Source organism: Maribrevibacterium harenarium (assembly GCF_006385675.1).
GTDB lineage: Bacteria > Pseudomonadota > Gammaproteobacteria > Pseudomonadales > Marinomonadaceae > Marinomonas > Marinomonas harenarium.
In genome coordinates, this window is the sequence record NZ_VFRR01000001.1 from 56,542 (window position 1) to 82,544 (window position 26,003).

Annotated in this window: 29 protein-coding genes; 17 read left to right on the forward strand and 12 right to left on the reverse strand. The window is 46.6% G+C overall.

Annotated elements, in window-relative coordinates:
• The first annotated feature begins 110 nt into the window (after positions 1 to 110).
• The 6 genes from FJM67_RS00320 to FJM67_RS00345 are packed head-to-tail and all read left to right on the forward strand — an operon-like array spanning position 111 to position 4,462.
• Complete coding sequence (locus FJM67_RS00320; protein WP_140586569.1) at positions 111 to 1,046, forward strand: chemotaxis protein CheV; 936 nt, start codon at positions 111 to 113, stop codon at positions 1,044 to 1,046.
• Between the two features lie 9 nt (positions 1,047 to 1,055).
• The gene (locus FJM67_RS00325) at positions 1,056 to 1,793 is read left to right on the forward strand and encodes a hypothetical protein (protein ID WP_140586571.1); all 738 of its coding nucleotides are present in this window, start codon (positions 1,056 to 1,058) and stop codon (positions 1,791 to 1,793) included.
• Between the two features lie 52 nt (positions 1,794 to 1,845).
• A complete protein-coding gene (gene hemH / locus FJM67_RS00330) occupies positions 1,846 to 2,829 on the forward strand; it encodes a ferrochelatase (protein WP_140586573.1) in 984 nt (327 codons plus the stop codon).
• A 4-nt stretch (positions 2,830 to 2,833) separates the two neighbouring features.
• Entirely contained in the window at positions 2,834 to 3,550 is a 717-nt protein-coding gene (locus FJM67_RS00335) for an HAD family hydrolase (protein WP_140586574.1), read from the forward strand.
• 10 nt (positions 3,551 to 3,560) lie between these two features.
• The gene (locus tag FJM67_RS00340; protein ID WP_140586576.1) at positions 3,561 to 3,926 is read left to right on the forward strand and encodes a hypothetical protein; all 366 of its coding nucleotides are present in this window, start codon (positions 3,561 to 3,563) and stop codon (positions 3,924 to 3,926) included.
• Positions 3,927 to 3,934: 8 nt separating this feature from the next.
• Positions 3,935 to 4,462: a DNA topoisomerase family protein gene (locus FJM67_RS00345; RefSeq protein WP_140586578.1), complete on the forward strand. Its 528-nt coding sequence runs from the start codon at positions 3,935 to 3,937 to the stop codon at positions 4,460 to 4,462.
• Here the strand turns inward: FJM67_RS00345 and FJM67_RS00350 are convergent.
• Positions 4,446 to 5,333, reverse strand: a complete 888-nt coding sequence (locus FJM67_RS00350; RefSeq protein ID WP_140586580.1) for a TIGR01777 family oxidoreductase — start codon at positions 5,331 to 5,333, stop codon at positions 4,446 to 4,448. The genes FJM67_RS00345 and FJM67_RS00350 overlap by 17 nt on opposite strands.
• Positions 5,334 to 5,478: 145 nt before the next feature.
• Here FJM67_RS00350 and FJM67_RS00355 point away from each other — a divergent pair, with 145 nt between their 5' ends.
• The 6 genes from FJM67_RS00355 (at position 5,479) to FJM67_RS00380 (ending at position 11,995) form a co-directional block, all read left to right on the forward strand.
• Complete coding sequence (locus FJM67_RS00355) at positions 5,479 to 5,853, forward strand: sirohydrochlorin chelatase (protein ID WP_140586582.1); 375 nt, start codon at positions 5,479 to 5,481, stop codon at positions 5,851 to 5,853.
• Positions 5,854 to 5,937: 84 nt separating this feature from the next.
• Positions 5,938 to 7,326, forward strand: coding sequence for a Wadjet anti-phage system protein JetA family protein (locus FJM67_RS00360; RefSeq protein ID WP_140586584.1), 1,389 nt, complete (start codon positions 5,938 to 5,940; stop codon positions 7,324 to 7,326).
• A complete protein-coding gene (locus FJM67_RS00365; RefSeq protein WP_140586586.1) occupies positions 7,326 to 7,958 on the forward strand; it encodes a DUF4194 domain-containing protein in 633 nt (210 codons plus the stop codon). The genes FJM67_RS00360 and FJM67_RS00365 overlap by 1 nt, the downstream gene beginning before the upstream one ends.
• Before the next feature lie 7 nt (positions 7,959 to 7,965).
• Positions 7,966 to 11,370 carry an SbcC/MukB-like Walker B domain-containing protein gene (locus tag FJM67_RS00370; protein ID WP_140586588.1) on the forward strand — a complete coding sequence of 1,135 codons (3,405 nt, stop codon included), beginning with the start codon at positions 7,966 to 7,968 and terminating at the stop codon, positions 11,368 to 11,370.
• The gene (locus tag FJM67_RS00375) at positions 11,370 to 11,678 is read left to right on the forward strand and encodes a BolA family protein (protein ID WP_140586590.1); all 309 of its coding nucleotides are present in this window, start codon (positions 11,370 to 11,372) and stop codon (positions 11,676 to 11,678) included. Before FJM67_RS00370 ends, FJM67_RS00375 begins: the two co-directional genes overlap by 1 nt.
• Positions 11,679 to 11,689: 11 nt before the next feature.
• The gene (locus FJM67_RS00380; protein ID WP_140586592.1) at positions 11,690 to 11,995 is read left to right on the forward strand and encodes an STAS domain-containing protein; all 306 of its coding nucleotides are present in this window, start codon (positions 11,690 to 11,692) and stop codon (positions 11,993 to 11,995) included.
• A 72-nt stretch (positions 11,996 to 12,067) separates the two neighbouring features.
• On the opposite strand, the gene FJM67_RS00385 is transcribed toward FJM67_RS00380, so the two are convergent.
• The gene (locus FJM67_RS00385) at positions 12,068 to 12,712 is read right to left on the reverse strand and encodes a YecA/YgfB family protein (protein ID WP_140586594.1); all 645 of its coding nucleotides are present in this window, start codon (positions 12,710 to 12,712) and stop codon (positions 12,068 to 12,070) included.
• Between the two features lie 93 nt (positions 12,713 to 12,805).
• On the opposite strand from FJM67_RS00385, the gene FJM67_RS00390 reads away from it, so the two are divergent.
• The 5 genes from FJM67_RS00390 (at position 12,806) to FJM67_RS00405 (ending at position 16,742) form a co-directional block, all read left to right on the forward strand.
• Entirely contained in the window at positions 12,806 to 14,533 is a 1,728-nt protein-coding gene (locus FJM67_RS00390; RefSeq protein ID WP_181161391.1) for a RecQ family ATP-dependent DNA helicase, read from the forward strand.
• Complete coding sequence (locus FJM67_RS00395; RefSeq protein WP_140586598.1) at positions 14,526 to 15,023, forward strand: SprT family zinc-dependent metalloprotease; 498 nt, start codon at positions 14,526 to 14,528, stop codon at positions 15,021 to 15,023. The genes FJM67_RS00390 and FJM67_RS00395 overlap by 8 nt, the downstream gene beginning before the upstream one ends.
• Before the next feature lie 60 nt (positions 15,024 to 15,083).
• On the forward strand, positions 15,084 to 15,239 hold the full coding sequence (locus FJM67_RS17455) for a hypothetical protein (protein ID WP_181161392.1): 156 nt from the start codon (positions 15,084 to 15,086) through the stop codon (positions 15,237 to 15,239).
• An 88-nt stretch (positions 15,240 to 15,327) separates the two neighbouring features.
• Positions 15,328 to 16,164, forward strand: a complete 837-nt coding sequence (gene ttcA, locus FJM67_RS00400) for a tRNA 2-thiocytidine(32) synthetase TtcA (RefSeq protein ID WP_140586600.1) — start codon at positions 15,328 to 15,330, stop codon at positions 16,162 to 16,164.
• A gap of 17 nt (positions 16,165 to 16,181) precedes the next feature.
• Positions 16,182 to 16,742, forward strand: coding sequence for a YfaZ family outer membrane protein (locus FJM67_RS00405; RefSeq protein ID WP_140586602.1), 561 nt, complete (start codon positions 16,182 to 16,184; stop codon positions 16,740 to 16,742).
• An 86-nt stretch (positions 16,743 to 16,828) separates the two neighbouring features.
• On the opposite strand, the gene FJM67_RS00410 is transcribed toward FJM67_RS00405, so the two are convergent.
• The 10 genes from FJM67_RS00410 to FJM67_RS00455 all read right to left on the reverse strand — a co-directional run bounded on the left by FJM67_RS00410 (position 16,829) and on the right by FJM67_RS00455 (position 26,000).
• Complete coding sequence (locus tag FJM67_RS00410; RefSeq protein WP_140586604.1) at positions 16,829 to 17,371, reverse strand: adenine phosphoribosyltransferase; 543 nt, start codon at positions 17,369 to 17,371, stop codon at positions 16,829 to 16,831.
• Positions 17,372 to 17,390: 19 nt separating this feature from the next.
• A complete protein-coding gene (fnr, locus tag FJM67_RS00415; protein WP_140586606.1) occupies positions 17,391 to 18,155 on the reverse strand; it encodes a fumarate/nitrate reduction transcriptional regulator Fnr in 765 nt (254 codons plus the stop codon).
• Positions 18,156 to 18,183: 28 nt separating this feature from the next.
• The gene (gene hemN / locus FJM67_RS00420; protein WP_140586608.1) at positions 18,184 to 19,554 is read right to left on the reverse strand and encodes an oxygen-independent coproporphyrinogen III oxidase; all 1,371 of its coding nucleotides are present in this window, start codon (positions 19,552 to 19,554) and stop codon (positions 18,184 to 18,186) included.
• Between the two features lie 81 nt (positions 19,555 to 19,635).
• Positions 19,636 to 20,313, reverse strand: a complete 678-nt coding sequence (locus tag FJM67_RS00425; protein ID WP_140586609.1) for a sulfite exporter TauE/SafE family protein — start codon at positions 20,311 to 20,313, stop codon at positions 19,636 to 19,638.
• Positions 20,313 to 20,489 (reverse strand): cbb3-type cytochrome oxidase assembly protein CcoS, encoded by a 177-nt coding sequence (ccoS, locus tag FJM67_RS00430; RefSeq protein ID WP_140586611.1) that lies wholly within the window; start codon positions 20,487 to 20,489, stop codon positions 20,313 to 20,315. The genes FJM67_RS00425 and ccoS overlap by 1 nt, the downstream gene beginning before the upstream one ends.
• Positions 20,490 to 22,868 carry a heavy metal translocating P-type ATPase gene (locus tag FJM67_RS00435; RefSeq protein ID WP_140586613.1) on the reverse strand — a complete coding sequence of 793 codons (2,379 nt, stop codon included), beginning with the start codon at positions 22,866 to 22,868 and terminating at the stop codon, positions 20,490 to 20,492. It lies immediately after the preceding gene.
• Positions 22,865 to 23,350 (reverse strand): FixH family protein, encoded by a 486-nt coding sequence (locus FJM67_RS00440; protein WP_140586615.1) that lies wholly within the window; start codon positions 23,348 to 23,350, stop codon positions 22,865 to 22,867. Before FJM67_RS00440 ends, FJM67_RS00435 begins: the two co-directional genes overlap by 4 nt.
• A 55-nt stretch (positions 23,351 to 23,405) precedes the next feature.
• On the reverse strand, positions 23,406 to 24,815 hold the full coding sequence (gene ccoG / locus FJM67_RS00445; RefSeq protein ID WP_140586616.1) for a cytochrome c oxidase accessory protein CcoG: 1,410 nt from the start codon (positions 24,813 to 24,815) through the stop codon (positions 23,406 to 23,408).
• A 115-nt stretch (positions 24,816 to 24,930) separates the two neighbouring features.
• Positions 24,931 to 25,827, reverse strand: a complete 897-nt coding sequence (gene ccoP, locus FJM67_RS00450) for a cytochrome-c oxidase, cbb3-type subunit III (protein WP_219845844.1) — start codon at positions 25,825 to 25,827, stop codon at positions 24,931 to 24,933.
• Positions 25,824 to 26,000, reverse strand: coding sequence for a cbb3-type cytochrome oxidase subunit 3 (locus FJM67_RS00455; protein WP_140586618.1), 177 nt, complete (start codon positions 25,998 to 26,000; stop codon positions 25,824 to 25,826). The genes ccoP and FJM67_RS00455 overlap by 4 nt, the downstream gene beginning before the upstream one ends.
• Positions 26,001 to 26,003: the final 3 nt, after the last annotated feature.

Genomic DNA, 26,003 nt, shown 5'->3' on the forward strand with positions numbered 1-26,003 from the left:
TTTGAAATTACGCAACACTCTACTAAAAAAACACTGTTAACACCCAATAAATTGAATATCATGGTTATAATGAGTGAGTTAGCTAACCAATAGGCTTTTTGGAGTACGTTATGGCTGGAATGTTGGATGCAGTTGATCAGAGAACGCAACTGGTCGGTGAGAACCGTTTAGAGCTGTTGATGTTTCGTCTCGGCGGCATGCAAATGTTTGCCATCAACGTTTTCAAGGTTCAGGAAGTGGTGCAACTGCCGCGCTTGAATTTGATGCCTCACCGACATCCTTCGGTGGCGGGGGTAACCCATTTCCGCGGCAGAACCATCCCGGTAATCGATTTGTCGGAATCGATTGGCATGCGTCCTATTGATCGCGAACAACCCTGTAATCTTATCGTCACTGAGTACAACAATTCGGTGCAAGGGTTTATGGTCGGTGAAGTGGATCGAATCATCAATATGAATTGGAATGAGATTCTACCTCCACCGGATGGCGCGGGCCGGCAGCATTACTTGACAGCCATCACTCGGGTAAATAATCGCTTAGTCGAGATTATCGACGTAGAGAAAGTGCTTGCAGAGATTTCTCCTTACGATACCCGCGTATCTGATGAAGTTATCGATAAAGACTTGCTCACTTTGGCCAAAGGTCTAGAAGTCTTAGTGGTGGATGATTCGTCCGTCGGTCTTTCCCAGTGCCGCTCTACTTTGGATCATTTGGGAATCAAGGTCCACACGGCAACCGACGGTAAGCGCGGCTTGGAAGTATTGAAAAACTGGGCAGCGAATGGCGAAGATGTGCCAACCAAGTTGTTAATGTTGATCACTGACGCGGAAATGCCGGAAATGGATGGCTATCGTCTGACCAGAGAGGTCCGTGAAGATCCTCGCCTCAAGGATTTATATATCGTGTTACATACCTCGTTAAGTGGTAGTTTCAACAAGGCCATGGTGCAGAAAGTCGGCTGCGATGACTTTCTATCCAAGTTTCAGCCAGACAAATTAGCGACGATTGTGCAAGAGCGTATCCGTAGTGTGGTAAGTCAGGACTAGCGGTTCCTTATGCTCACAATGTTATATACCGTGGCGCTGTCAGCCTTTGTCGCTGGTAGCCTACGGTTGTGCTACTTGCCTTTTTCCCCCTTGTTGCTGTTTATCCCCCCCTTGATATTCGTGAATGTCACGATGACATCTTCGCCCACAGAGATGGTTTTGTTTGTCGCTTTTTGGGGTGTCATTTTGTTCGCGGCAGATCAGTTATTTCTCCAGCGGGGCCGTTTGGATATTGAGGCAGAGTCCCGGTCTATCGCTGGTGCAGTTTTTGGTGGGTTTGTTGCGGGACAAATTCTTAGTTTGTTGCCGTCCTTGCAGCTACCCTTGTTGGGCATGATGATAATTATTCCACTGTTTTACTGGTGTTTACCCAATGTGTTTTGGGAGTTGAGTAAAAAAGTCTTCTTGGTTGGATTGGTATTTCATGCCTTAGTGACCGTGTTTCTGGCAACTGGGACGAATCAATCCGCTATGGATAAAAAGCAAGGGCAAAGCCGAAACCTAACCACAGCGCTGGCGTCTCTGGGAGCACTTGTGGGCATACTGGCTGCTCCGGTCTCCATGGAACAGGTCTCAATTCTGGATATTGCCGCATTGATCATCGTGCTGATAGTTTGCTACGGTGCGGGAGCTTGGTTACTAGCTAAGCGGGTGGCCAGCGCAAGTCAGCATGTTTACCCTTGGTTGCTTGGGGCGGTAGGTTATAGCTATCTAATTCGTGTAAACTACTTAGCTTTGGCAAACTAAAACCTTTTGCCCTTCGTATCAAAGCCAAACCTATTGGACTACAGGACAAAATATGGCTGACTCTAGCTCAAAAATTGGCATTCTATTAATGAATCTTGGGACTCCAGATGCGCCAACACCGCAAGCGGTTCGTGCCTACCTTAAAGAGTTTCTATCAGATAAGCGTGTGGTGGATGTGAATCCCCTTATTTGGTGGCCGGTATTAAATGGCATTATTCTCAATGTACGCCCTCGCAAGGTGGCAAAGGTTTACCAACAGGTTTGGATGGAAGAAGGGTCGCCACTTTTGGTGTTAGCACAGCGGCTTCGTCAAAAGCTAGCGGCGGAGCTTGATTCGGAGCGATTTGTGGTCGAGTTAGCAATGACTTACGGTAACCCAAGCGTTGAGGCAGCGGCTCAATCTTTCCGTAAGCACAAGGTAGACCGTATCGCTGTACTGCCTATGTACCCACAATTTTCCCGCTCTACAACGGCGGCTGCATTTGATCGACTTATGTCCTCACTGCGTCGTTGTCCTGACTGGCCAAATTTAAATTTGCTACGTAGCTATGCCACTCACGAGTTATATATCGCAGGCTTAGTGCAGAGCATTAGAAAGCAATGGCAAGAGCAAGGTGAACAGCGCCATCTCGTATTTTCTTACCATGGGGTACCGAAACGTTACGTGTTAGAGGGCGACCCTTACGAACGAGAGTGTAAAGCCACCACAGGCGCTGTCGTTCGGGCGCTAGGTCTAACAGAGCAGGATTATACCCACGTATACCAGTCCCGTTTTGGTCGGGAAGAGTGGTTGCGGCCTTATGCGGATGAGACCCTTGCGGGTATGCCAGCCAAGGGCGTCAAACGGATTAACGTGATTAGTCCGGCGTTCTCCATTGATTGCATTGAAACCCTTGAGGAGATTGATGACGAGTTGCGTCACGAGTTCCTAAATGGGGGAGGCGAGGCGTTCGACTACATTGCTGCATTAAACGACTCACCGGCTCAGGTCGAGCTTTATAAGCAATTAGTGATCGAAACCTGTGGTCAATGGTGAGTCTATGGTAGCACCTTTAGACACTATTGCCTTTGATGCTGACGATACCCTATGGCGTAACGAGGACTTTTTCTTAGATGCGCAGCAGAAGTTCGTCGATTTATTGTCCGCGTATCACGACGAGGCGTATATACGTACGCAGTTGCATCAGGTTCAAATTCGCAACTTGTCTCACTTCGGCTATGGGATCAAGGGCTTTACGCTTTCAATGATCGAAAGTGCTATTGAGCTAAGTGATGGCCGGGTTACGGGGTACGAAATTCACGAAATAATTCGGCTTGCCAAAGCGATGGTGGCTGCACCGATTCACCTGTTAGAAGGGGTGGAAGACTTATTGCGGCAACTTCGTGGGAAAGTGCGTCTTATGGTCATTACGAAAGGGGATTTGCTGGATCAGGAAGGGAAATTTGCTCGATCTGGTTTAGAAGCATATTTTGACCATTATGAAGTGGTAAGCGATAAAACGGCTAGCACCTACCAACGTTTGTTTGAAAAATATCAAATTGAACCCAGTTTGTTTCTAATGATAGGTAATTCTCTGCGCTCCGATGTATTGCCGGTATTGGATGCGGGTGGTCATGCACTTCACGTCCCTTACGAGACAACCTGGCAGCATGAAACGGTTGCAGAGGCGGAGCTTGAGCAATATGGCCCGATCCCGCAATGTGTCAATATGGGAGCCGTGTCTGATTGGCTCAGTCGATCCGGTTTTCAACTTTAAGGCTTATATCATGAATAAAATACTTCTTTTGGCGGTTACGGCGCTACTTTCTGGTTCCCCAGCAATGGCAAATGATACGTTAGATGACGCAAAGGAAACTGCGCTAGAACTTGCCGAACAGGCAGGTGAAAAGACTCGTGAAGTAGCTGGGAAAGTAGGAGAAAAGGCTTCTGAAATTGGGTCTGAGGCGGCAGAGAAAGCAAAAGAAACGGGCTCTTTGTTGTGGGATAAAATGAAAGAAGTGGGTAGTTCGGCCAAGTCCCTTGCCAGTGATGGTCTCACCAAGGCTGGTGAAATGCTGAAAGACGAGCAACAAAAGTGTCAAGAAGACGCCAAACAAACAGAACCTTGCGAGAATAAATCGGCGGCTAAGTAAAGATTGCTGTGACCCAGAAGAAGCCTGAATCAGATAATAACCTTTGGATTAAGGAATTTGTTGAACAAGCGGATGCCGTAATTGGTGCCCCTAGCTTGCGCTATCGCTGTCCCAAATGTAAGGGGCTTCTGCGTCAGCGAGACGGCACCAAAGGGCGCTTCTGGGGGTGCGAGAATTATCCTAGCTGTGATTATTCGGCAGATGATGTGGCCGGCCGGCCGGTAAGAAAAAAACGTTACCATTGTCCCTTATGTAGCGCCGAGTTACGTCTTAAACAGAGCGGCGACAATGTGTTCTGGGGGTGTAGTCACTACCCCGAGTGCCGCTTTACGGTCGACGATGATGGTGGTAAACCAGCCGCATCCAAGAAGTACCCCTGTCGTAGTTGCGGCCATTATTTAGTGCGTAAGCGTGGTAATAAGGGATATTTTTGGGGTTGCATCAAATATCCCGATTGCCGTAACACCTTAGAAGATGATGACGGCAAACCGGTATTAAGAAAGGCTCGGAATTGGTCGCCTAAGCATGGGAATTGACCCTCTGCTGCTCAATATCCATCAATGCTTCCGTGAGGTTGGGGTGAATAAAGGAATAATGGAGCTGTTGTAAGCGCTCTGGTATTACCTTTTGACCTGCTGTCAGTAGCTCACTCATCTCCCCGAATAATGCTCTCATCACCAATTTAGGTGTTGGTATGAAGGCAGGGCGTTTTAAACTGTGTGCGTAAGCTTTAGCGAAAGTTTTTTGCTTGACTGACTCAGGTGACACCACGTTTATAGGGCCCCGGTACTCACTATTGTTGAGAGATGTGATGATGATATTGATCACATCGTCAATGTGAACCCAAGGAAACCAATGCTCCCCGTCGCCAATTGGACCACCGGCGCCAAATAAAAATGGTAAGCGCATCTTCTCTAAGGCGCCGCCATTGCCAAGCACAACTCCAAGCCGCAAGATAGCGACTCGTGTTTGTTCACTTTCAGCACTCTTGGCGGCTTCCTCCCATGCTTGGCACAGCTCGTGAGTATAGCCTGGAATCGGTTGAGTAAATTCATTAAAGCATCGAGTGGGATGGGTGCCATAGTAGCCAACCGCTGACATGCTAATAACCGTTTTTGGCGGATTAGGTAACGCATTCAGAACCGCCTTTGTCAGGGTTACGCGACTGTCGTAAAGCGCTTGTTTTCTTGCAGGTGTCCAGCGGGCTGCCGCAATATTTTGCCCGGCGAGGTTGATGACCGCATCTATGGTCTGGTGCTTTAGTTCATCCAGTGTCACCGCTGTGACACCGTCGGGCACCTTGACGTTCTTGTGCGTCAAACCATAAAGCGTGTTGCTGCTGCTCTTTAGCGCACGGCACAAATGACGTCCAACAAAGCCCGTTACGCCGGTAATAAGTATCTTCATGGTCGTTCTCCCAACTGATATATAGCTAAATACGTCGTTACGTGCGTATTGGTTTGGTCTGCTAGCCTGATTTAGCCGTATAAATCGGCTGAATGCCTTCTTTTTCAATGGGTTACTCAGTAAAATAACGCAACGAGGTAACGAGATGAACCTGTCCCATTTTGATCATGTAATATTACTTGCCCACGGTAGTCCAGCATCTAGCTGGAAAGCCCCGTTCGAAGCCTTGCTTGATGATGTACAAGCACAGGTGGGGAGAGAGAAAGTAAGCTTGGCCTACATGGAGTTAACGACGCCGTCCCTTGAGCAAGTAGCGGCCAGTTTGTCGGATTCGGTAAAAACAATCGCTGTTTATCCAATTTTTTTTGCAGTTGGACGCCATTTAAGGGAGGATGTGCCTAAACAGCTTATGCAGCTAAATAGCGATCAGCGTCAGTTTACCCTGCTGGAGCCGATAGGGTCTGACCCGGTAGTTAAAGCGGCGTTGAGTCGAGCGATTACCTCAAAACTGACAGGATAGAAATTGGATACGGATGTGTTTGCCGTTATGCAGCACAACTTCGCGTCCGGTGACCAACTTTGACTAAGACAGTGGATGGATGACATGTTGTTTTCCCACCTTCCGGATGAGATATTTCAAGCTCTCACGGGCTCGAATCGCGAGATAATCGAGTTTGTGCTGCGCGATTTGTCGGAAATCTTTTACGATCACGCCGAAGACCCAATTAAAGAAAAGTCTGTCATTATTGAGTCGATTGAAGATTCTCTCCATCGTCTCGATTCTTTATCTTGGCAGGATGAGGACAAGGATTTCGAATCGCCAAAGACAATCCATGAGTTTGCTCTACGAATTTATCACCGCTTGGTCAAAACCGGTTGGTTAGTAGAGGAACAGGAGCTTTATCGAGTGACTGTTCTGATGACGCCCCAAGTGTCCATGTTGTTACGCTCACTAGTGGAAATCAGTCGCCATGGTAAACGTAATTATGGTGCGACCGTATTAAGTATCCTCAGTAATTTGGAATCGGTAAGCCAACACCCCGCTGAGCGAGGCATCACTCTGCGCCAAGCAGCAGAAGCATCCCGAGAGTTTTCGGCCCATCTTAATCAGATTTTATTAGGTATTCGTAGTTTGCAGCGGGAATTGTTTGCAAGCCGTGAACCAAAAGATATTGTTGCTGGTTTCTTTGATTTGTTTGTTGAAGGGATTCTGATCGCCGATTATAAGACCATCAAAACTAGCAATAACCCCTTTCGCTTTCGTCGTCAAATTCTAGAGCTGTGTCAGTCGTTTTTGTCTGACCCCGGGCTGTTACAGCAGATTTCTGGTGGCTATGCTGATCAGCAGTTAATCCCTTTGGATAAAGCGAAGGCGCAGGTTGAACGGGATTGTCGTGATATCCTGCAAACCTTTAACAGTATAGAACAGCGACTTGAACGTATTGATGAGTACCGCTACCGATTAGAAAAGCGAGCCGCAGATACGGCCCGCTACATGGACAGCTCGCGCCCTGGGTTAGCCAACAAGATTGCTGGTATCATCAGTGACGTCGCCAAGTTTGATGTGCCTCCGGTATTGAAAACAATGACCCAAGTGAGAGTCGTTGGAGTTGAATCAGCGGCTCAGCCTGGGCGTCGGCGTGAGCCACCCCCACCAAGAGTGATACAGCAAGTTCAAGTTTCTGCAGATGCCATAGCCTTGCGTGATCGTCAGCGCCGCTTCCATGAAGCCCGTCAAGTGACCGTAGCCAAATTACAAAGCTATCTTGAGCGGCAGATGGCGGATGCTCAGTCGAAGCATATATTGGACTTCACCATTGAATCGGTGGAAGACTTTGTTTGTTTTGACCATTTGCGCTATATCGGCTCCCTTGGCGTCAGTGCTAAGCGGGTAGAGCGCAGTTTTGATGTTGTATTTACCAAGCAATACCTCAATGTTCATGAATTTGTTGAGTGCCGCGAATTTAATGTGGTGCGTAGGAGCCAGCGCTAATGCTCAAAGAACTAAAGAAAGTTGTTGAAGAGTCGGGTAAAGATGCCCAAGAGTTTCAGCAAACAGCGAACTATCTACTTGCCAATCAATTCGTGAGTGCGTTCAAAAAAGGTCAGCGTAAACATTTTCTGCTAGTGGAAATGTACCAAGATTATTTTTCGCAACTTTTTGATGCACTGGGTATGCGCTTGCACCTCAACGAGCATGAGCGCTTAGCAGGCTTGCTACCGGTAGAAAAAGAAGCCTTTTTACGGCTCAAGGTGGATGAGACGCTACTTTTGTTGGTGTTAAGGCAGATCTACGAAGAGAAGATTGAGAATTTTGAAGTCGATAACGGTTTTGTGGTGACCAACACAACCCATATTCTTGAGCGATATGTGCAACTATTGAAGCGGGAGCTGCCAACTGAAACACGCTTGAAGGATATTCTTGCCTTATTCAGTCGCCAAGGAGTGATTTACCGCGGCAAGGCCTACGAAGAAGATCCCAAAAACCTATCTATCAGCATCACCCCAGTCATTCGTTTGGTAGTGACAGAAGCTTACCTACGCCAATTGGAGTCATTTAATGGCGAAGAGGAAGTAGAGGATGGGCAGGATGAAGAACTAGAAACGCAACCGGTAGTTCAGTAGGACAACAATGAAACAACTTAAACGTATCGTGCTGATCAATTGGTACCTTTTGGGTGCCGAAGAAATCAATATTCGTGGCAATGCGGCTATCATTGGCCCAACGGGCTCCGGTAAGTCCTCTCTACTTGACGCTATCCAAACCGTATTGACCGGTGCTAGCAAACGTCACTTAAACTACAACGCCAGTGCCAATGATGGGAAAGCGTCCGGACGCAGTATTCGTTCTTATATTTTGGGGATGATCGACTCAGGTCAGGCATCAGCGCAAGTTAGCGGCGCGCAAACGCGACAAGATGCCATTACCTATTTAGCGTTGGTATTTGAAGACGATAAAACCGGTCAGGAATCGACGGTGGGGTTAAGTCTGTCAGCTTCCCTAGCAACGCCAGAAGAGGATGTACTGGGTCGCTTTGTGCTGACCAATTACGGTGTGCGTCGGGAAGATTTTGTTAACGTACTAAAACCAGGTGTTTTTCAAGCGAAACCTTGGATAGAAGTACGTGAAGCCATGAAAAAGGTAACCCTAGATCCTTACATTAAATCAGGCAGTGCTTCAGCGACCCAATTTATCAACCGCTACCTTGAAATACTGAGTCCGAGTGCGGATCACTTGATTACCTTGGATGGATTTCTCAAGAACTTTAAAAACGCCCTTAAGTTTGTACCGATTGCGTCACCAACGCGCTTTGTCCAAGATTTCGTTTTAGCTGAGGCGCCGCTACAGGTTGGGGCTTATCAGAAATCTTTGGCAGAATATCGTCAGTTAGAAAATAAGACGCGCGAAGTTGCGCAGCGCATTGACGAATTGAAAGCGATAGAAGTTGAGTGCGATAAGAAACACCAACAAGAACAAACGGTCGTGAATTATCAATGGATTGCAACGGAGGCCCGCTTCGATCAACTAGGGGCAAAGCAGGACGCCTTGCAAGATGAATATGAGAACTTCCACGAGCGTGAAGCAGAGATAGACGAAGAGCTTATCGCCCAAGGTGAGCTTGCCAAGCAGCTTCAAACCCAATTAGTGCGCCTAGAGCAGCAATACGAACATTCCGACGTAGGTGCGAAATTACAGCAGTTGCAACAGCAGCGTAAGCTATTCACCTTGGAGGGACAGCAAGATACCAAGCTGCTAGCGCAAGCGCAGCAGACGGCGGTGCTGTTGACCAGCTTACAGCCCTATGACGATGTGTTGTCTCCTGCATTGCTTGCTCAAGTGGCGCAAGCTCGGTCTTTACCTCAAGAGCCACAGGCCAAACAACTGGCGAAACTTATCGCTCCGTTGGCTGAATTGCTCGATCAAGAAAAGTCGGCAGTGTTCCAGCAACGTTCCATATTGAACCGCTCCATTTTAAATTTAAAAGATGAGTGTAAGCAGCTCGAAGCCGACGTCGCTTCCCTAAAAGGGGGGAGTACGCCCCTATCTGCCAATACGAAGAAGCTGATACAGCTTTTGCAGGGCGCAGGCATAAAGGCTACACCCTTGTGCCACTTGGCTGAAGTAACCGATGTAAAATGGCAAGACGCTGTCGAAGGCTACTTAGGTGCACAGCGGGAAGCCTTGATCGTTGAGCCGGATGATGCGGAAGAAGCAATCCGTATATTCCGTGCCCACCGTCGTCAGTTGATGGGATGCCGTGTGGTGGATACCACACAAACCCGCTTGTGGCTACAGCGCGGTGATCGCAACTCCGTTCTGCGTTTTATTCGTTGTTCCAACGATCATGCACAAGCCTATCTCAATCGGCGCCTTGGTGGCATCAAACCGGTGGAGACAGAGCGGGAGTTATTGCGTGAAGAGTCTGCCATGACAGCAGACGGCATGTTAAAGCTGGCAGGTACGATTTCTACCATTCGTTTTAGTCCCCATATGATGGTGGGCATTAATACAGAAGGCATGCGCCAGTCTCGGGAAGCTCAACTGAAAACCTTGACGGAAGAGTTATTGGGCTACTTGCAGTCTGATCAACGTTTGGAACAACTAGATCAGCTACTGAGTCGAATCTTAGCTGCAGCCCAAATTGATATTGAAACCCTAGAAGCGGCCAGTAGCAATGCCAACTTGCTGACTCAACGTTTGCAAGATATCGACATGCAGGTGGAGTCATTACAAAATCGTGATGATTCAAATCTGCAGGAGCGCATTGAAGAGCTCAAAGGCCGTATTGCCGTGATTGAGTTAGAGCGTAAGAAACTGGACCGAGAACGGCAGCAGATTGCCGAGCAATACGGTGCCCTTAATACCCAGAAGAGTCAGCTGGCTGAAGCGCTCTCAGCTTTGGATCAAGAGCGTACTAAAATTACTTCTAATCCTTTATACAATGCAGAATTTGCAAGTGAGCGCTACGGCTTGCTTGAAGAAAGCATGGGGAACAGTGCCGCGATTTATAAGGAAGCGATCAGTCGTTCCGAGAAAGCTGCTGAAAAAGTCCGCTCGATGGATCAGAAAGTGCGTAAAGAGGTGGCCGATCATTACGCCAAATACCACAATGCGAACATCGATAATGATATCCAGCTTGATTATCTAGAGTCGCGCTTTGAAGAATTTGAGCACTATGTGCGTCATCAAATCGCCGTGCTAGGTGATACTGAATTGGCCAAATACGCTAAGCGCGCGGAGTTGGCTCGCCGAGAAGCTGAAGAAACCTTCCGCAGCGACTATGTGTCAAAACTGAAAGACTCATTGGATCAGGTTGACCATATTATTCGTGAGCTGAATCACAGCTTGAAGCGTCGCCCATTCAACCAAGAGGTTTATCAGTTCCGTTATTACCCTAACGGAGATATGAAGGATATTCTTGATTTAGTGGAAAGATTCAGCGCCCAAGATCAAGCGAATGTGGGTGGACTGTTTGATCCCGAGAAGATTGGTAATCCCGATCACCTCAAGGCTTTGGCGACCATACAAGAACTTATTACCGATGAAGAGAAGCAAAAGGATTTAGCGGATTATCGTAAGTTCTATAATTTCGAAGTGGATATACTCGACCTAAATGGCGAGAAAAAAACGACCTTGACCCAGCGGATTCAAACGGGTTCAGGTGGTGAACACCAAATTCCATTCTATCTGGCGATTGCGGCGGCTCTTTCTACCACCTATAGATTGCATGAAACCCTTGAAGGGGAGGTGGTCGGCGGCTTCTCTATTGCGATGTTTGATGAAGCCTTCAATAAAATCGATATGGCAAAAACGTCAACCTGTATGGGTTTTATGCGAGATATAGGTTTGCAGGTTATCGCCGCAGCACCCGACGACAAACGCGCGGTGATGACAGCGAATATGGATACCATTATCAGTGTCTGGCGTGAAGGTGGGGCTGTGTCGATTGATGTGGCCTATCCGCAACACAAAGGGCAAAGCTTATTGAACGGCGACGATAGCCAAGTACTGGCCCAGGAAGAGGTGACAAACTAATGCAGATTCAGCAGGAAATCACAGACCTATTGCAACAAACTTTCACTCCCACTTATTGCCAAGTGGAAAATGAAAGTCATATGCATAATGTGCCACCGGGTAGTGAATCCCATTTTAAGGTGGTTATGGCTGCGACGGCTTTTACAGGTAAGCGTTTAGTTCAGCGCCATCAGCTGGTTTATGGCGCCTTGACGGAACAGATGGGGAAAATCCACGCATTAGCCTTGCACTTGTACACCCCAGAGGAATGGGTTGCTCAAGGTGAAAGTGCGCCCAATTCGCCAAATTGTATGGGAGGAGGGCGCTAAGGCCCATATCTATGAGTATTTCCGTAACGGTTAATGATATTAAAGGTATAGTAGAAATCAGCGTTGTCGGAAGTTTCGATTTTTCGCTATTTAATGAATTTCGAGATGCCTACAGCAACTATATCGGACAATATACGCATTTTGTTATCGATATGAGTATGGTTGAGTATTTAGACAGTGCTGCGCTAGGGATGTTGTTGAGTATGAAAACAGCCCTTGGCGATAAAGCAATGATTGAGTTGGCTAATGCCAATGGTTTTATCCGAAACATCTTAATGATCAGTCGCTTTGATAAGCGTTTCACCATTACCCAATAAGATGTTCGCGACATGGCGAAAGAGGGACTACCGTGGGTTATGTGGTAGTCCGATTCCTTTTCTCGGCCTAGATTAGCGCTTTTTCTTCTTCTGGTTGTTTTTTCCTTTATTCTGGGCCGGTTTACGTGTCACAGGCTTTGCCTTCTTTTCCGGCTCGGTTCTCAGCGTTAGGAATAAATCAGTCAGTACGTGGGGGATTTGTTCGATGCAGGATTGAGTTGTTTTCGTCTCTTGGCGAATCTGAACCACTTCTTCGTCGTCAAACAAATCTGAGGCAACCATAATCGGTAATAAAAGTTGAGCTATCAGTTCTTCCTGTTCATGCTCGAACCATTGAATGTCTGTCAGAAAGACACCTTCCATAAAGCCAGTTGCCCACTCTTGGAGTTCAGTTAGCTCTTCCCCATAATTACCAATTTCCATGTCGCAGGGCACGAGAAATTCATCTTCCGATTCAAGCTCGATTTGAATATCAACGGCCAAGCGTTTAAGCAGGGCTTCTACTCGTTCTTGCTCCTTAGTATCCTGAAATTTTGGTGTTTCTTCGAATACAATTGGCAGCCATTGTTCTGGTGTCGGAGAATGTGGGGCGATAGCAAGTGCGGTTAAAAAACCGTGCGCCATAACGAAGTTTTGGCAGTCTTCATGTACCTGATCGGAATCGAGGAAGGTTTCGAGAAAGTCTAATTCAAGATCATCCAACGGTTGGTGTTTCATTGTGCGTACCCTTTATTTGCGTGATGCAGAGTTTAAACAGATGCGGCAAAAAAAACCATGAAGAAGCAAGATAACTATTAGATAATGTGCCCCATGAATGCATCCTACACTGCTCTACACAAGCTGGGTTACAGCGAATTTATTGGGGAACAACGCAAATGCGTTGACTGTTTGCTTGGTGGTCAGGACCTGATTGCTATGCTACCCACTGGCTCTGGTAAGTCTGTTATATACCAAGTGTGCGCTTTGGCCCGAGAAGGGGTTGGTGTTGTCGTAAGTCCTCTGATTTCCTTAATGTCGCAACAGGTAGAAAGGCTGAAGCAGTCGGGTATTCGGGCGGAGTTCCTCAATTCTCAGCTAAACGGTGCCGAACAGAATGACCTGTTTTGGCGCTTGAGGCAGCAACAGGTTGATATTCTGTACTTGTCGCCTGAGAAACTGCTGCAGCCTTCTGTCATGGGTCTGTTAGATGATCTCGTAATAAGTGTGTTGGCCGTAGATGAAGCCCATTGTGTGCTTAGTTGGGGGCAGCAATTCCGACCAGAGTATGCCTTGTTGGGACAGCTGAAGCAGCGTTTTCCAGCTACGCCTATGGTCGCGCTTTCGGGAAGTCTCGGTGACCAAGCCATTACGCGATTACAACATATCCTAAAGCTAAACGATCCTGAAGTTGTTCGCGCCAGTGTAACCCGAGACAACCTCCGACTGCGTATCTCACAAAAGCAAAACGGGAAACATCAGTTACTCGGCTTCTTGATGCGTGAAATGGCGCAGAAGGCGGGCATAGTGTATTGCCGAGGACGCCGGCAAAGTGAGCAGCTGGCAGCGTTTTTGCAAGAGCATCATCTAGTGGCTGGCTGCTATCATGCGGGGCTGACGGATGAGGATAGAAACCGTATTCACCACCAATTTGAAAATGGTGACATCAAGGTGTTGATCGCCACAGTTGCCTATGGAATGGGTTTAGACATTCAGCACGTGGATTATGTTGTGCACATGGATTTGCCACTCAGTCTCGAGCAGTATGTACAGGAAATCGGTCGAGCAGGTCGTCGTGGGCAGGCTGCAGAGGCGATTTTGTTTTATGGTCTACAGGACGTTCTCAAGGGCCTACGTTTCGTGGCCGAGCAAGGAGAGGGAGAAGATGCGTTCTTTGCTATGTTGCGTTATTTAGAGAGCAAAGAATGCCGTCAGCAAGCGCTAGCAGGAGAATTTGCTTCGTCTTCGTCAGCACCGTGTGGACATTGTGACCGCTGTCGCAATCAGGCAACCAGTCACGATGCTTCAGTTTCAGCGCAAAAAATATTGACGTTGATCCATGCTACCCGTGGTTTGGTAAATTTTCAGACCATGATTGATGTACTGATAGGAAAATCTACTAAGTCTGTCATCGAGTTAGGGTTGCAGCAACATCGTCTTTTTGGGGTGGGAAGAGAGCTAAGCGCCAACCAGTGGAAAAGTTTAATTCGTAAGCTTATTGCTATAGGTGGGATAGAAATCCTTAGCTGTTGGCCTTTACAGCTGGCGCTAACGCCCACATCGCGCGCGATTTTCAAAAGTGAGCAACGGGTCGTATTGCAGGAAGACTATCTCTATCGCCCCCTATCAGGAGAGCAGATTGAGCATTGGTTGCAGTCCAGTTGGCAGAAAGTCTATCAATGGGCCACACGATACAATAGTGGGCTTGGCTTCAGTGAAACACAGCTCCATCAGATACATGAGGCTAAACCAGCCAGTATTGCCGCAGTCTCACGGCTGACAGGCGTATCAAAGGAGGTGTTATTGCAGCATGGAGTAGAGGACTTGTTGCATCATGACTAGCTATTCAGATGAGCAGCTGCAACAGCTGGCCGAAGTCAACCTAAAACGTTGCCTGAGTTTGGCTGAAGTTCACTTCCAAAGAAGTTTCCTTGAACCTAGCATTAACTTCAAACAACGCGGTCGGGCGGCTGGGGTAGCTTATTTGCAGCGCAACGAGATTCGTCTAAATATGGCTTTGTGTCGCCATAATATACGTGCTTTTCTAGGGGAAGTGATTCCCCACGAGGCTGCCCACCTAATTGCCTATCAATTACATGGAGCGAAAATTCGTCCCCATGGTCGCGAATGGCAATATATTATGTCTAAGGTATTTGGCCTAGCTCCACGGCGAACCCATGACTTCGATATTGGCGTTGCGGTAAAACAATATGCCTATCAGTGTGGCTGTCGGGTGCATCAGTTGAGTACGCGGCGTCACAATAATGTGCAATTGCGACGACAAAAGTACTTATGTAATCAATGCAAACAACCCCTTACATTTCTATCTTGATTTGAATCAAAGTTCATGTATGATGCAGATCAATTTTTAATCGTAGTATTGGAGCTAGGTATGTGGGTTACTAAATTGATCGCGGGTTTTGCTTTAGGTGGTGTTGCTGGTTTCGTTGGAAGTGTTGCGCCTGCTATGGTGCCCGCAATTCTGGCTGTGGCTGCTGCTTGGGTAATCGTTGACGTTGTACAAGTCACTCGCGAGCAATCTGCGTAATCAATCTGCTCAATACTTCCCTTCTGCGTTAGTGCGATAAACGGGGCTATATAGTAATATAGCCCCGTTTATTTTTTGGTGGATACCCATGGATCTCGATAACAATCCTAAAGAAAAATTAGAGCTCAATAAGCTACAGAAACGGCTACGTCGTATGACCGGTCAAGCGATTGCTGATTTCAATATGATTGAAGATGGCGACAAAATCATGGTGTGTTTGTCCGGTGGCAAAGATTCTTACACCATGTTAGATATTCTGATGAATTTACAACGCAGCGCGCCAATTCAATTTGAGCTTGTGGCTGTGAATTTAGACCAGAAACAACCCGACTTTCCCGAGCATGTATTGCCGGAATACCTCGCCCAGGTAGGTGTTGAACACTACATTTTGGAAAAAGATACTTATAGCATCGTTAAAGAGTTAGTGCCGGAAGGAAAAACCACTTGTGGCCTGTGCTCACGTTTACGTCGTGGCTCTCTATATGGTTTTGCCGAAGAGATTGGCGCTACTAAAATCGCATTAGGGCATCATAGGGACGATATCTTGGAAACCCTGTTTCTAAATATGTTCTTCGGCGGAAAACTTAAGTCAATGCCGCCCAAGCTACTAAGTGATGATCAGAAGCATGTGGTGATTCGTCCATTGGCATATTGCAAAGAAAAGGATATCGAGGCCTATGCTTTACTCAAGTCTTTCCCAATCATTCCTTGTAATCTCTGTGGATCTCAGGAAAACTTACAGCGTCAAGTTGTGAAAGAGATGCTACAAAGTTGGGATAAGCAGCATCCGGGCCGTTTAGACACCATGTTTACTGCGATGCAAAATGTGGTTCCATCCCATCTGGCCGACACGAATCTATTTAATTTCGCGGATTTGAAGCAACCCGAAGACGCACTGAAGAAGTTAAACGTTATATCTATTTAAAGAGGGATCCAAGCTTTATGCAAGTCAAGAAACTGCTAGCAGTGGTAATTGGTGCAGGGGCAATTTCTGCACAAGCATCAACCTTTGATGGTTCGTTATCGAATCAATCGGTTAAGGTGGATGTGAGCATCGACCGTAAAACTTACTTTTTGGATACCGGTGCTATGTATCACACTGATGATGGTCGCTACGGCTACATTGGCGCCCATATCGAAGATACTGAAACCAGCAAAGATTATCCGCTACAAATAGGCTTAGCTGGCCGTCTTATCGTCGTAGATGGTGAGTATTCTGACGATGATGAAGGGTTTGCGGTTGCATTAGGCGGTTTCTACCGATACACCTTCCCAAAAGCTAACCGCTTTAGTCTATATGCGTCAGCCTACTATGCACCAGAAGTGTTGTCTTTTACTAATGTGGATTACCTATACCAAGGCGAAATCCGCGGTGAGTATCGTACCCTAAGAAACGCCCGAGTGTTCGTGCGCTATGGTCAAACCGGGGTCAAGTTCACTTCTTTTGAAGATGTAGCTGAAATGAATAGTGAAGTTGCGTTAGGTGTTGTTGCGACGTTCTAATCCTGAGTTATTTGTCTGTTAGACATGAAAAAGGCCGCTTAGCGGCCTTTTTACGTATTCTACACCCTAAAAGTGAATCGAGGTGCTTATTCCCCTTCGTAAGCGGCGAGAGCAAATACAGGAATATCTAACGACTGTATTCTATTGCTACCGCCTAGGTCCGGTAGGTCAATGATAGCGGCCGTTTCTTTAACAGTCGCACCTTGGCTTTGTAGTAGACTGATTGCAGCGACCAAGGTACCACCTGTGGCAATTAGATCATCAAACAGAAGTACATTGTCTCCGGGCTTAACGGAATCCACCTGAATTTCCAGCTCAGCGCTACCGTATTCCAAGTCGTACTTTTGAGAAATGGTCTCGCCAGGTAACTTGCCCTTTTTACGGATTAACACTAGAGGTTTACGAAGCTCATAAGCTAATACTGATGCAATTAAGAAACCACGTGCGTCAATACAAGCAATGTGAGTAATGTCACTGTCGATGTATCGATGAACGTAGGCATCCACCACCATTCTCATGCCTTTCGGATTGGTGAAAATAGGAGTGATATCGCGAAAGCTGATACCAGGTTTGGGCCAATCATCCACAGTGCGAATTAGCGACTTGACGTAAAAGTCATCGTAAAGCATATAAAACCTTAATCTAGAATTAACTTACCGCTTCGATTTTATCACATTCGTCAGCGATGCCGACGAGCTTTTGCATCTCCTCAAGATCTACGATGGCAATTTCTTTACCATCTACGTCGATTAGGCCACTCTTTTGGAAACGCGTCATGACGCGACTTACTGTTTCTACCGCTAAGCCCAAGTAGTTGCCAATTTCTCCCCGTGACATCGCTAAACGAAATGCGGTCGCAGAGTAGCCCCGCTTTTTAAAGCGATGGGACAAGTTCATTAAGAAAGAGGCCACTTTCTCATCAGCATTTTTCTTGCCAAGCAACACCATCATTTGTTGATCATCACAGATCTTACGGCTCATTAGCTTGAATAACTGATGCTTCAGCGATGGAATTTGTGAAGACAACTGTTCTAAGTGAGAGAATGGAATCTCACATACTGTAGTTGTTTCAAGTGCCTTTGCAGAGACCGGATAGCGATTATTGTCAATGCCACTTAGGCCAACAAGCTCACTGGGGCAGTAAAAGCCAGTGATCTGCTCTTCGCCAGAGTTGGTAATGTTATAGGTTTTCAGTGTGCCAGTACGTACCGCATAGACAGAGTCAAATTCTTGGCCTTGATGAAATAGTAGTTCGCCCTTCTTGAGGGGGCGTTTCCGCTCAATAATTTGGTCTAGACGATTTACGTCTTCATCCGCCAGTGCAATAGGTAAGCACAATGCGCTCAAACTGCAATTTTGGCATTGCGAAGTGAGCTTGCTGTTGAAGCGGTTGTTGGCATGAGAAATAGGCATAAAACTCTCCCTGAGCTCGATCGGGTAATTATATAACTTTAGAATAAGTGGCATTTTCGCCAAGATAACGGTCAAATACCATGCAGGCCGCCCTGACAAGTAACCGTCCAACTTCCGTAATGCGAATGGTGAGATCTTCGTCTTCTTCTACAATCGCTACTACGCCATCGTCTACTAATGACTTTAGTCTGTCTAGCTCTTCCGCGAAATAATCACGGAAACTTATACCAAAGGATAGTTCAACCTCTTTGGTATGCAACTCAAAATCGCACAACAACTTCATTATCACCCGATGACGAATGCGGTCGTCAGCGTTGCTGATATAGCCCTTCATGATAGCGAGCTGACCGTTCTCAATACTGTTTTGGTAGAGCGATAAATCCGTGTGGTTTTGGATATAAACGCCGTCCAATTGACTGATACTGGAAACACCGAAACCAATCAAATCTGTATCGGCGTTAGTGGTGTACCCTTGGAAGTTACGTTGTAACTTACCTTCCTGTTGAGCAATAGTCAGTGGGTCATTGGGTTTAGCAAAGTGATCCATGCCGATATAGACGTAGCCTCTGTCAGTAAGCTTCTCAATAGTATGTTTCAAAATTGCGAGTTTGAGCTCAGGACTTGGTAAATCTTCATCTAATATGCGACGTTGGGGCATAAAACGTTGCGGTAAATGAGCGTAATTAAATACCGAAATCCGGTCTGGGCTCAATGCCAGTACCGTCTCTAGTGTTTGGTCGAAGCCCTCTAGGCTTTGCTTCGGCAAGCCGTAAATTAGATCGAAATTGATGGAGTTGATGCCGACAGCGCGTATATCTGCCACAACGGTTTCCACAAGTTCAACGCTTTGGGTGCGGTGGATGGCTTTTTGCACTTCCTCATCAAAGTCTTGAATGCCTAGACTGACACGATTAAAACCAAGTTGTGCGAGTAATTCGATTTTGCTACGGCTTACTTCTCGAGGATCAATCTCGATACTGTAGTCCTGTGAGCCATCCTGAACTAAGTTGAAATATTGTTTTATCCCGTTAAATAGGGTTGTTAAGTTGTCTTCACTTAGGAAAGTAGGAGTGCCGCCGCCAAAATGCAGCTGATTGACTGGACGAGTTTGGTCAACCATTAGGCTTCGCAAACGCATTTCTTCGCCTAGCAACTCAACGTACTCAGTACCTTTGTCGTATTGTTTGGTGACAATTTTGTTGCAGGCGCAGTAGTAACAAAGATGAGCGCAAAAGGGTACGTGGAAATACAAGCTCAGAGGTTGCTTTGACTCTGCTAACATACGGTCAATCAAATTGATTTTACTAACGCTAGTAGAAAACTGAGGGGCCGTTGGATACGACGTGTAACGCGGGCCGGAAAGATTGTATTTTTGAATTAAAGCAGAGTCCCAAATCATCGTGGTATCCTATTAGATTTTCTAATAGCGGAGTTTACTCTCCTCAATTTTGTGCTTAGTGACATATATCAAAACTTATCTCTAATGGAATAGAGGCGAGATTTGATTTTGGATAAGGGGAATGCTCCAGCAGCCGTAGATGATCAATAACATACCAAATGCATAATTGACTCGGTAACGTTGCCAAAGTGATTTAAATTCCTTGGCGGCGACGCCGGTGAGTAACATAGCGGGTAGGGTGCCAATGCCAAAGGCAACGAGTAAGGTAGCGGATGAGAGCGCTCCATGAGTAGCAGCGCCCAATGACCAAAGAACAGTGGAGTAAACTAAACCACAGGGGAGCCAACCCCAGATAAGCCCAGCAATGAAAGATTTTGAAGGGCTGTTAATTGGAAGCATTTTTTTTGCCAAGGGAGCAAGTAAACTCCACAGCCATTTACCAGATTTTTCCACATGGATAATGAGGTGGGTGATGTTCAGCAAATATAATCCAGTGAGTATCAGAATAACGCCGGACAAAGTGCGTAGTGGCGTCATGACATCAATATAGATGGATTCTTGGCCGATATTGATCAGCCAAGCTAACAAGCCGGCGACAACAGCGTAGGATAAAATCCTACCGACATTATACAACGCGAGGTAAAGCAACTTGGCATTTGTACCCAGAGCAACCAATGAAGAAATACCACCGCACATGCCTAAGCAATGTCCTGCACCAGCCAAGCCGATGAGAAACGCTGTAACATGACTATCTAACACTAGCGCTTACTCTTCTTAGAAGAATTAAATTCCTCATCATCCTCTTCAAAAAGAATACGCTCGCCCTCGTGATTAAGGTCCTCAAACTGGTCCCTGCGCACTGCCCAAATAAATATCGAGACGGCGACAATGACGAATAGGGTGGCTAGAGGCACCAGGATAAATAAGCTTTCCATTTAATTGTCTCGTGATAATCGTGTGGCGTTAACAACAACCAATAAACTGCTCAATGCCATGCCAATCGCTGCCGCCCATGGTGGAACGAAGCCAGCTACGGCTGCCGGTAACATGATCAAGTTGTAGGCGAGGGCCCATGACAAATTCTGCTTAATAATACGAGAGCATTTTTTTGCCTTTAAAATAGCCTTGTGGATCAAAGCAATATTTGAGTTTAGCAGAATTGCATCAGAGTGAGTCTTAGCTAAATCGGAGCTGCTGCCCATGGCAATAGAAGTCGTTGAGCCAGCTAAAGCTGGTACATCATTGAGGCCATCGCCAACCATAACCACGTGGGATTTGCTATTTTGCTTAAGCCATTCCCATTTGCCTTCTGGTGAAACGCTCGCTTCAACATCATCGAACCACTCTAAGGGGAAGGTAGATTTTGTTGACCCAATCGTATCGCCGGTCAATAAAGAGACACGGATGCCAAGATTCCGCAGTGACTTTAGCGTTTTTTCAGTTTCCTTACGTACTTGATCTGTGAGATGAAACCGGGCAACACACTCTTGGTGTGTACATAAATAAAGTACGAGACCTTGCGCCACATTTGAAGAAAGAGTATGTCCAACGGCTTCTTCTGCAAGTTGCTTGTTGCCCAAGAAGTACAGCTGTTCATCTATGGTACCGCTGACACCTTTACCAATGATGTTGCGTAGGTCGTTGACCGGCATTGCTGTAAACTGCTTGAACACCTTGGCTATTGGGTGGGTCGAATGTTGTTCAAGGCTGGCTGCAATGGTAAGCACTTGATCCTCGCTAAGAGAAGAGGCTAACACATCTATCTGTGTAATCGAAAAACTGCCTTGGGTGAGTGTCCCTGTCTTGTCAAATACGACGTGATTTGTTGCGGAGAGTGATTCCAGCGTATGGCCGCGGGTGACTAACAAACCTACCTGCCTCAAATAGTTTGTTGCACTGGTCAAGGCAACAGGGGTTGCAAGTGACAAAGCACAGGGGCAAGTTACAACGAGTACACTGACCATGATCCAATAGGCATTGTCATTACCTACGTAAGACCAGCCTAAATAGGTAAGTGCGGCGGTGACTAAAACACCAATAACAAAATAATGGGCCACAGCATCAGCAATGATAGCGACTTTGGGCTTCTCGGCAATCGCCCGTTCGGTTATACGTGTGATTGCGGCCGCTCTCGTATTGGCACCGGCTGCTGTTACCGCAAGTTCCACCTGCTGATCCACATTGACAGTTTGCGCGCTGATCGCGTCACCGGGATTGCGAACTACTGGTAGATACTCTCCAGTAAGTGAAGACTCGTCTACTTGAGTTGCGCTATTTAACAAGTAGCCGTCAACCGGAAAGGTCTCGCCTGGTTTAACGCGAATAATATCGCCCACAATTAAAGAAGATACTGACGTGATTTCCCAGCCGTTCTTCGACTTTCTTTCTGTTGCTTGAAGTGCGTTATCTTCACCATCATTAAATTCTTTGTTGCGAGCTAAGGTTTCTAGGAAGCGCCCTAATAGCAAAAAGAACGTAAACATTGTCACTGAGTCAAAGTAAACATGACCGCCATTTGTAAGCAAGGCATACACAGATGAGAAGTAAGCCAGTCCGATGCCGATGGAAACCGGAAGGTCCATAGTAAAGTGACGGGTTTTTAGGTCGCGCCACGCGCCCTTAAAGAAGCTGCTAGCCGAATAGAATACAACGGGAGTGGCGAAGAAAAAGCTAGTCCAGCGTAATAGGTTGCGGTATATGTCTTCCATTCCTTGGATATCGCCCGCGTACATTGCTACCGCGCTCATCATCACTTGCATCATACCAACGCCCGCAATACCGAGCTGAATAATAGCGCGTTTCTTCTCTTGTTTGAGTGAATTTGCTCGCTCACCCGGTAGGTAAGGTAGAGAAGCGTAGCCAATGCGTTTTAAGGCAAAGGCAACATCTTTAATGGAAATTTGGTCCGGCAGCCATTCAATCGACGCAACTGAGGACGAGACGTTTACTCCTACGTGTACAACGCCTTCCAAGCTCGATAGATGCTTCTCGATTAACCAAGCACAGGCCGAGCAAGTAATGCCTTCAACAGATAGCTGAATATGGTGCCTATTGTCCTCTTGAAAAACGTAACGATTGTAGATGTCTTGGTTGTCTAGCAGCGCAAATATTTTGTCGGTATCAATTCGGCTTTGGGCTGAATTAATGTTCTCTACTTCGCGGCGTTCGTAATAGCGGCATAGATTGGCGTCTTCGATGTACTCAGCGATGGCTTGGCAGCCGTGACAACAAAACCCTCTCTGCTCACCATTAATTGTCGATTCAATGGTGAGATTTGAGGGGATTGGGTCTCCGCAATGGAAACAGCTACTCATAGATTGAAATTCAGACGCTGGGTAATGTTGGCATTAATTCGACCTGACATTTGCCAACCTTCCGAGGATTCGAGGTATACATTCCAGATTTCTGACAATGGGCGCTCAAGGTGCGCGCGATACTCTCCAGGACTCACTCTAACGGCGTCAAGATTGAAATCCTTGTCAGAATAAGCAGCGTGAGTAAATACTAAAGAAATGCTATCAGCATTGGTGTTCTCTGTCTTCAGTAGTAATTCTCCAGTCAGTTCGTCAACAGTCAGTACCGCCTGAATATCCATTTCTTTCGCGACTTGGCGTTTGCCTAGCTCTACGTTAATTGCTAAGCCCTCTTTGTAATAATCTTCTTTAACTAGATCATTGGAAGAATTTAGTGCCAGATAAATCATGGTTACGCCTAGCACCATCGACGTGAATGGGACAGCGATGATAAACCAAGGCCAAAAATGACGATACCAAGGCTTTGAAGCAACTACTGACAAGGTCTACTCCTATCTAAATTGAGAGCTGCCCTAGATCCCTAGGGCAGCATTTTCATTAGTTACCAACCGGGCCTATAAAGCGGCTTTCTGTTACTTTGCTGGCTTCATAGTCTGGGTCAGTAGATTTCACTGAGAAGAAAATCTTATTTTTCTGCTCTGATAGCGCAGTGGGTGGCACTTGTACCGAGAAGGGCACAGAGCGCACCTCACCCGCGGCAACATTCACCTGTGTGCGACCAATCAGGGTCATGGGTTCCAAGCCCTCGACGTTAATTTCAAAATCGTGAGCGCTCTGATCCATATTAATGACCTTTATGGTATAAATATTTTCTATCATACCACTTGGGGTCTCATTATACAGGCGGTTCCTGTCTCTGAGTACATCCAAACCTAAAGGTTCCCTTCCTCCCATTACTGTTGTGAAGCCAATCATGACTAGGATCATGGCAATGCCATAGCCAATAACTTTGGGGCGTAAAATAGATGATTTCTGCCCTTCGAGGCGATTCTCTGTGGTGTAGCTTACTAAGCCTTTCTCATAGCCCATCTTATCCATTACGGAATCACATGCGTCTACACATAGGGCGCAACCAATACACTGGTATTGCAAGCCATCCCTGATATCTATTCCAGCAGGGCATACGTGCACACACATATTACAGTCGATGCAATCACCAAGGCCTAGCTCTTTAGGATCAGCGTTGCGTTTACGAGCACCGCGAGATTCCCCCCGCTTGGCGTCATAGGAAATAACCAATGTATTGGTATCAAACATAACAGACTGAAAGCGTGCATACGGACACATGTAGGTACATACTTGCTCACGCATCCAACCGGCAAATAGATAAGTCGCCACAGTAAACACGCCTACCCAGAAATAAGCCCAAGGGTGAGCGTTGAAAGTGAAAAAGTCGATCAACAGTTCACGAATCGGGGCAAAGTAGCCGACAAAGGTGATGCCAGTTAACCAAGCGAACAGCACCCAAAGACCATGCTTGGCAAACTTCTTACGGAATTTGCTTGCACTCATGGGTTCTTTGTCGAGCTTCATACGTTGATTGCGACCACCTTCTGTTTTTTCTTCGATCCACATAAAGATCATAGTCCAAACAGTCTGGGGGCACGTGTAGCCACACCACACCCGACCGAACAAAGTCGTAACGAAGAAGAGTCCGAATGCGGCGATAATGAGAATCCAGGCTAAAAGGAAGAAATCCTGGGGAAAGAACGTGAGTCCAAAGATATGAAATTGACGTGCTGGCAAGTCAAACAACACCCCCTGACGTTCGCCAAAATTAACCCATGGCGTCAGAAAGTAACCAAGCATTAGCACCCAAAGGGTGTAGGTTCTAAGGCTATTGAATGTGCCTTTTATCGAGCGTGTATAGATCTTTTTGCGTTTTTGATAGAGGTCGAACTCGACCACATCTGGAGTTTCATTTTTTAGGGGGATTTGCTCACTCATATACAGCCTTCCTTAACAGGTCTGATTAAGCTTTATTAACTTAGGCTAATATTATATTGAAGAGCAAAAAAAAGGGTGTGACAGTGTGTCACACCCTTTTTGATATAAATCAGTATTATTGATTTGATAGGCTGTAAACGTAAGCCGCAACAATGTGAGACTTGTCTTCACCTAAAATGGCATTCCAAGCTGGCATCTGACCTGCGCGGCCATTGCGTAGGGTTTGCATGATTTGTTGCTCAGAACCACCGTACAACCAGATGTTGTCAGTAAGGTTTGGAGCGCCAAACATGTAATTACCTTTAGCTTCAGGGCCGTGACAAGCGATACAGTTGGTATTGTAAAGACCTTTACCTACCTCTGCTGCTGCTTTGTCAGTCTCGCGGCCACTTAGGCTTAGTACGTACTGGGCAGCTTGATGGATGCCTTCTTCACCCAACACGGCACCCCATGCAGGCATAGCAGCAATACGACCGTTAAGAATGGTTTGTTTGATTGCAGCCGCATCGCCGCCATACAACCAATCATTGTCAGTTAAGTTAGGGAAGCCGTAGCCACCTGTCGCTGCAGAACCGTGACATACCGCACAGTTGTTTGCAAATAGACGCTGACCGATACGCATGGCTTGGTCGTTTTGAGCAAGCTCTTCGATTGGTGTTTGTGCAAATTTAGCAAACATTGGGCCGAACTCGGCTTCTGCTTTAGCGACCTCACGGTCATACGCACCGGTTTGTGTCCATCCTAGCAAGCCTTGGTAGTTGCCTAGACCTGGGTACAGAGCTAGATAGCCCAAACCAAATAGAACGGTTAGCACGAACTTCCAGTACCACCAACGTGGTAGAGGATTATCGTATTCTTCGATGCCATCGAAGCTATGTCCCATGGTTTCGCTGGTTTCAGTGTGAACTGTTTGACCTTTGCGAACCCCTGATAGCAACAAGTAACATCCGATTATGGAGCCGAGTGAAATCACACTGATCCACACACTCCAGAAAGTACTCAATTCATTCATTTGTTTTTCTCCACAGATGGATCGCGTTTCGCGTCATCGTCTTCTGCAAAAGGTAAGTTGGCAGCTTCATCGAAGTCTTTCTTTTTACTTTTGCTAAAGGTCCATATTGCAATCGCTACTAGAGCTATAAAAGCAAGTGGGGTAGCAATGCTGCGAAGCGTATTTATATCCATGTC

What these genes read in the sequence shown, in the direction of transcription:
- FJM67_RS00360 (WP_140586584.1), top strand. Translation starts at nt 5,938, where the DNA reads ATGTTGTTTTCCCACCTTCCGGATGAGATATTTCAAGCTCTCACGGGC.
- FJM67_RS00390 (WP_181161391.1), top strand. Translation starts at nt 12,806, where the DNA reads ATGAATGCATCCTACACTGCTCTACACAAGCTGGGTTACAGCGAATTT.
- FJM67_RS00375 (WP_140586590.1), top strand. Translation starts at nt 11,370, where the DNA reads ATGCAGATTCAGCAGGAAATCACAGACCTATTGCAACAAACTTTCACT.
- FJM67_RS00435 (WP_140586613.1), bottom strand. Translation starts at nt 22,868, where the DNA reads ATGAGTAGCTGTTTCCATTGCGGAGACCCAATCCCCTCAAATCTCACC.
- ccoS (WP_140586611.1), bottom strand. Translation starts at nt 20,489, where the DNA reads ATGGAAAGCTTATTTATCCTGGTGCCTCTAGCCACCCTATTCGTCATT.
- FJM67_RS00455 (WP_140586618.1), bottom strand. Translation starts at nt 26,000, where the DNA reads ATGGATATAAATACGCTTCGCAGCATTGCTACCCCACTTGCTTTTATA.
- hemH (WP_140586573.1), top strand. Translation starts at nt 1,846, where the DNA reads ATGGCTGACTCTAGCTCAAAAATTGGCATTCTATTAATGAATCTTGGG.
- FJM67_RS00325 (WP_140586571.1), top strand. Translation starts at nt 1,056, where the DNA reads ATGCTCACAATGTTATATACCGTGGCGCTGTCAGCCTTTGTCGCTGGT.
- FJM67_RS00335 (WP_140586574.1), top strand. Translation starts at nt 2,834, where the DNA reads ATGGTAGCACCTTTAGACACTATTGCCTTTGATGCTGACGATACCCTA.
- FJM67_RS00340 (WP_140586576.1), top strand. Translation starts at nt 3,561, where the DNA reads ATGAATAAAATACTTCTTTTGGCGGTTACGGCGCTACTTTCTGGTTCC.
- FJM67_RS00320 (WP_140586569.1), top strand. Translation starts at nt 111, where the DNA reads ATGGCTGGAATGTTGGATGCAGTTGATCAGAGAACGCAACTGGTCGGT.
- FJM67_RS00380 (WP_140586592.1), top strand. Translation starts at nt 11,690, where the DNA reads ATGAGTATTTCCGTAACGGTTAATGATATTAAAGGTATAGTAGAAATC.
- fnr (WP_140586606.1), bottom strand. Translation starts at nt 18,155, where the DNA reads ATGCCTATTTCTCATGCCAACAACCGCTTCAACAGCAAGCTCACTTCG.
- FJM67_RS00350 (WP_140586580.1), bottom strand. Translation starts at nt 5,333, where the DNA reads ATGAAGATACTTATTACCGGCGTAACGGGCTTTGTTGGACGTCATTTG.
- FJM67_RS17455 (WP_181161392.1), top strand. Translation starts at nt 15,084, where the DNA reads ATGTGGGTTACTAAATTGATCGCGGGTTTTGCTTTAGGTGGTGTTGCT.
- FJM67_RS00355 (WP_140586582.1), top strand. Translation starts at nt 5,479, where the DNA reads ATGAACCTGTCCCATTTTGATCATGTAATATTACTTGCCCACGGTAGT.
- hemN (WP_140586608.1), bottom strand. Translation starts at nt 19,554, where the DNA reads ATGATTTGGGACTCTGCTTTAATTCAAAAATACAATCTTTCCGGCCCG.
- FJM67_RS00370 (WP_140586588.1), top strand. Translation starts at nt 7,966, where the DNA reads ATGAAACAACTTAAACGTATCGTGCTGATCAATTGGTACCTTTTGGGT.
- ccoP (WP_219845844.1), bottom strand. Translation starts at nt 25,827, where the DNA reads ATGAATGAATTGAGTACTTTCTGGAGTGTGTGGATCAGTGTGATTTCA.
- FJM67_RS00410 (WP_140586604.1), bottom strand. Translation starts at nt 17,371, where the DNA reads ATGCTTTACGATGACTTTTACGTCAAGTCGCTAATTCGCACTGTGGAT.
- ccoG (WP_140586616.1), bottom strand. Translation starts at nt 24,815, where the DNA reads ATGAGTGAGCAAATCCCCCTAAAAAATGAAACTCCAGATGTGGTCGAG.
- FJM67_RS00395 (WP_140586598.1), top strand. Translation starts at nt 14,526, where the DNA reads ATGACTAGCTATTCAGATGAGCAGCTGCAACAGCTGGCCGAAGTCAAC.
- FJM67_RS00365 (WP_140586586.1), top strand. Translation starts at nt 7,326, where the DNA reads ATGCTCAAAGAACTAAAGAAAGTTGTTGAAGAGTCGGGTAAAGATGCC.
- ttcA (WP_140586600.1), top strand. Translation starts at nt 15,328, where the DNA reads ATGGATCTCGATAACAATCCTAAAGAAAAATTAGAGCTCAATAAGCTA.
- FJM67_RS00405 (WP_140586602.1), top strand. Translation starts at nt 16,182, where the DNA reads ATGCAAGTCAAGAAACTGCTAGCAGTGGTAATTGGTGCAGGGGCAATT.
- FJM67_RS00385 (WP_140586594.1), bottom strand. Translation starts at nt 12,712, where the DNA reads ATGAAACACCAACCGTTGGATGATCTTGAATTAGACTTTCTCGAAACC.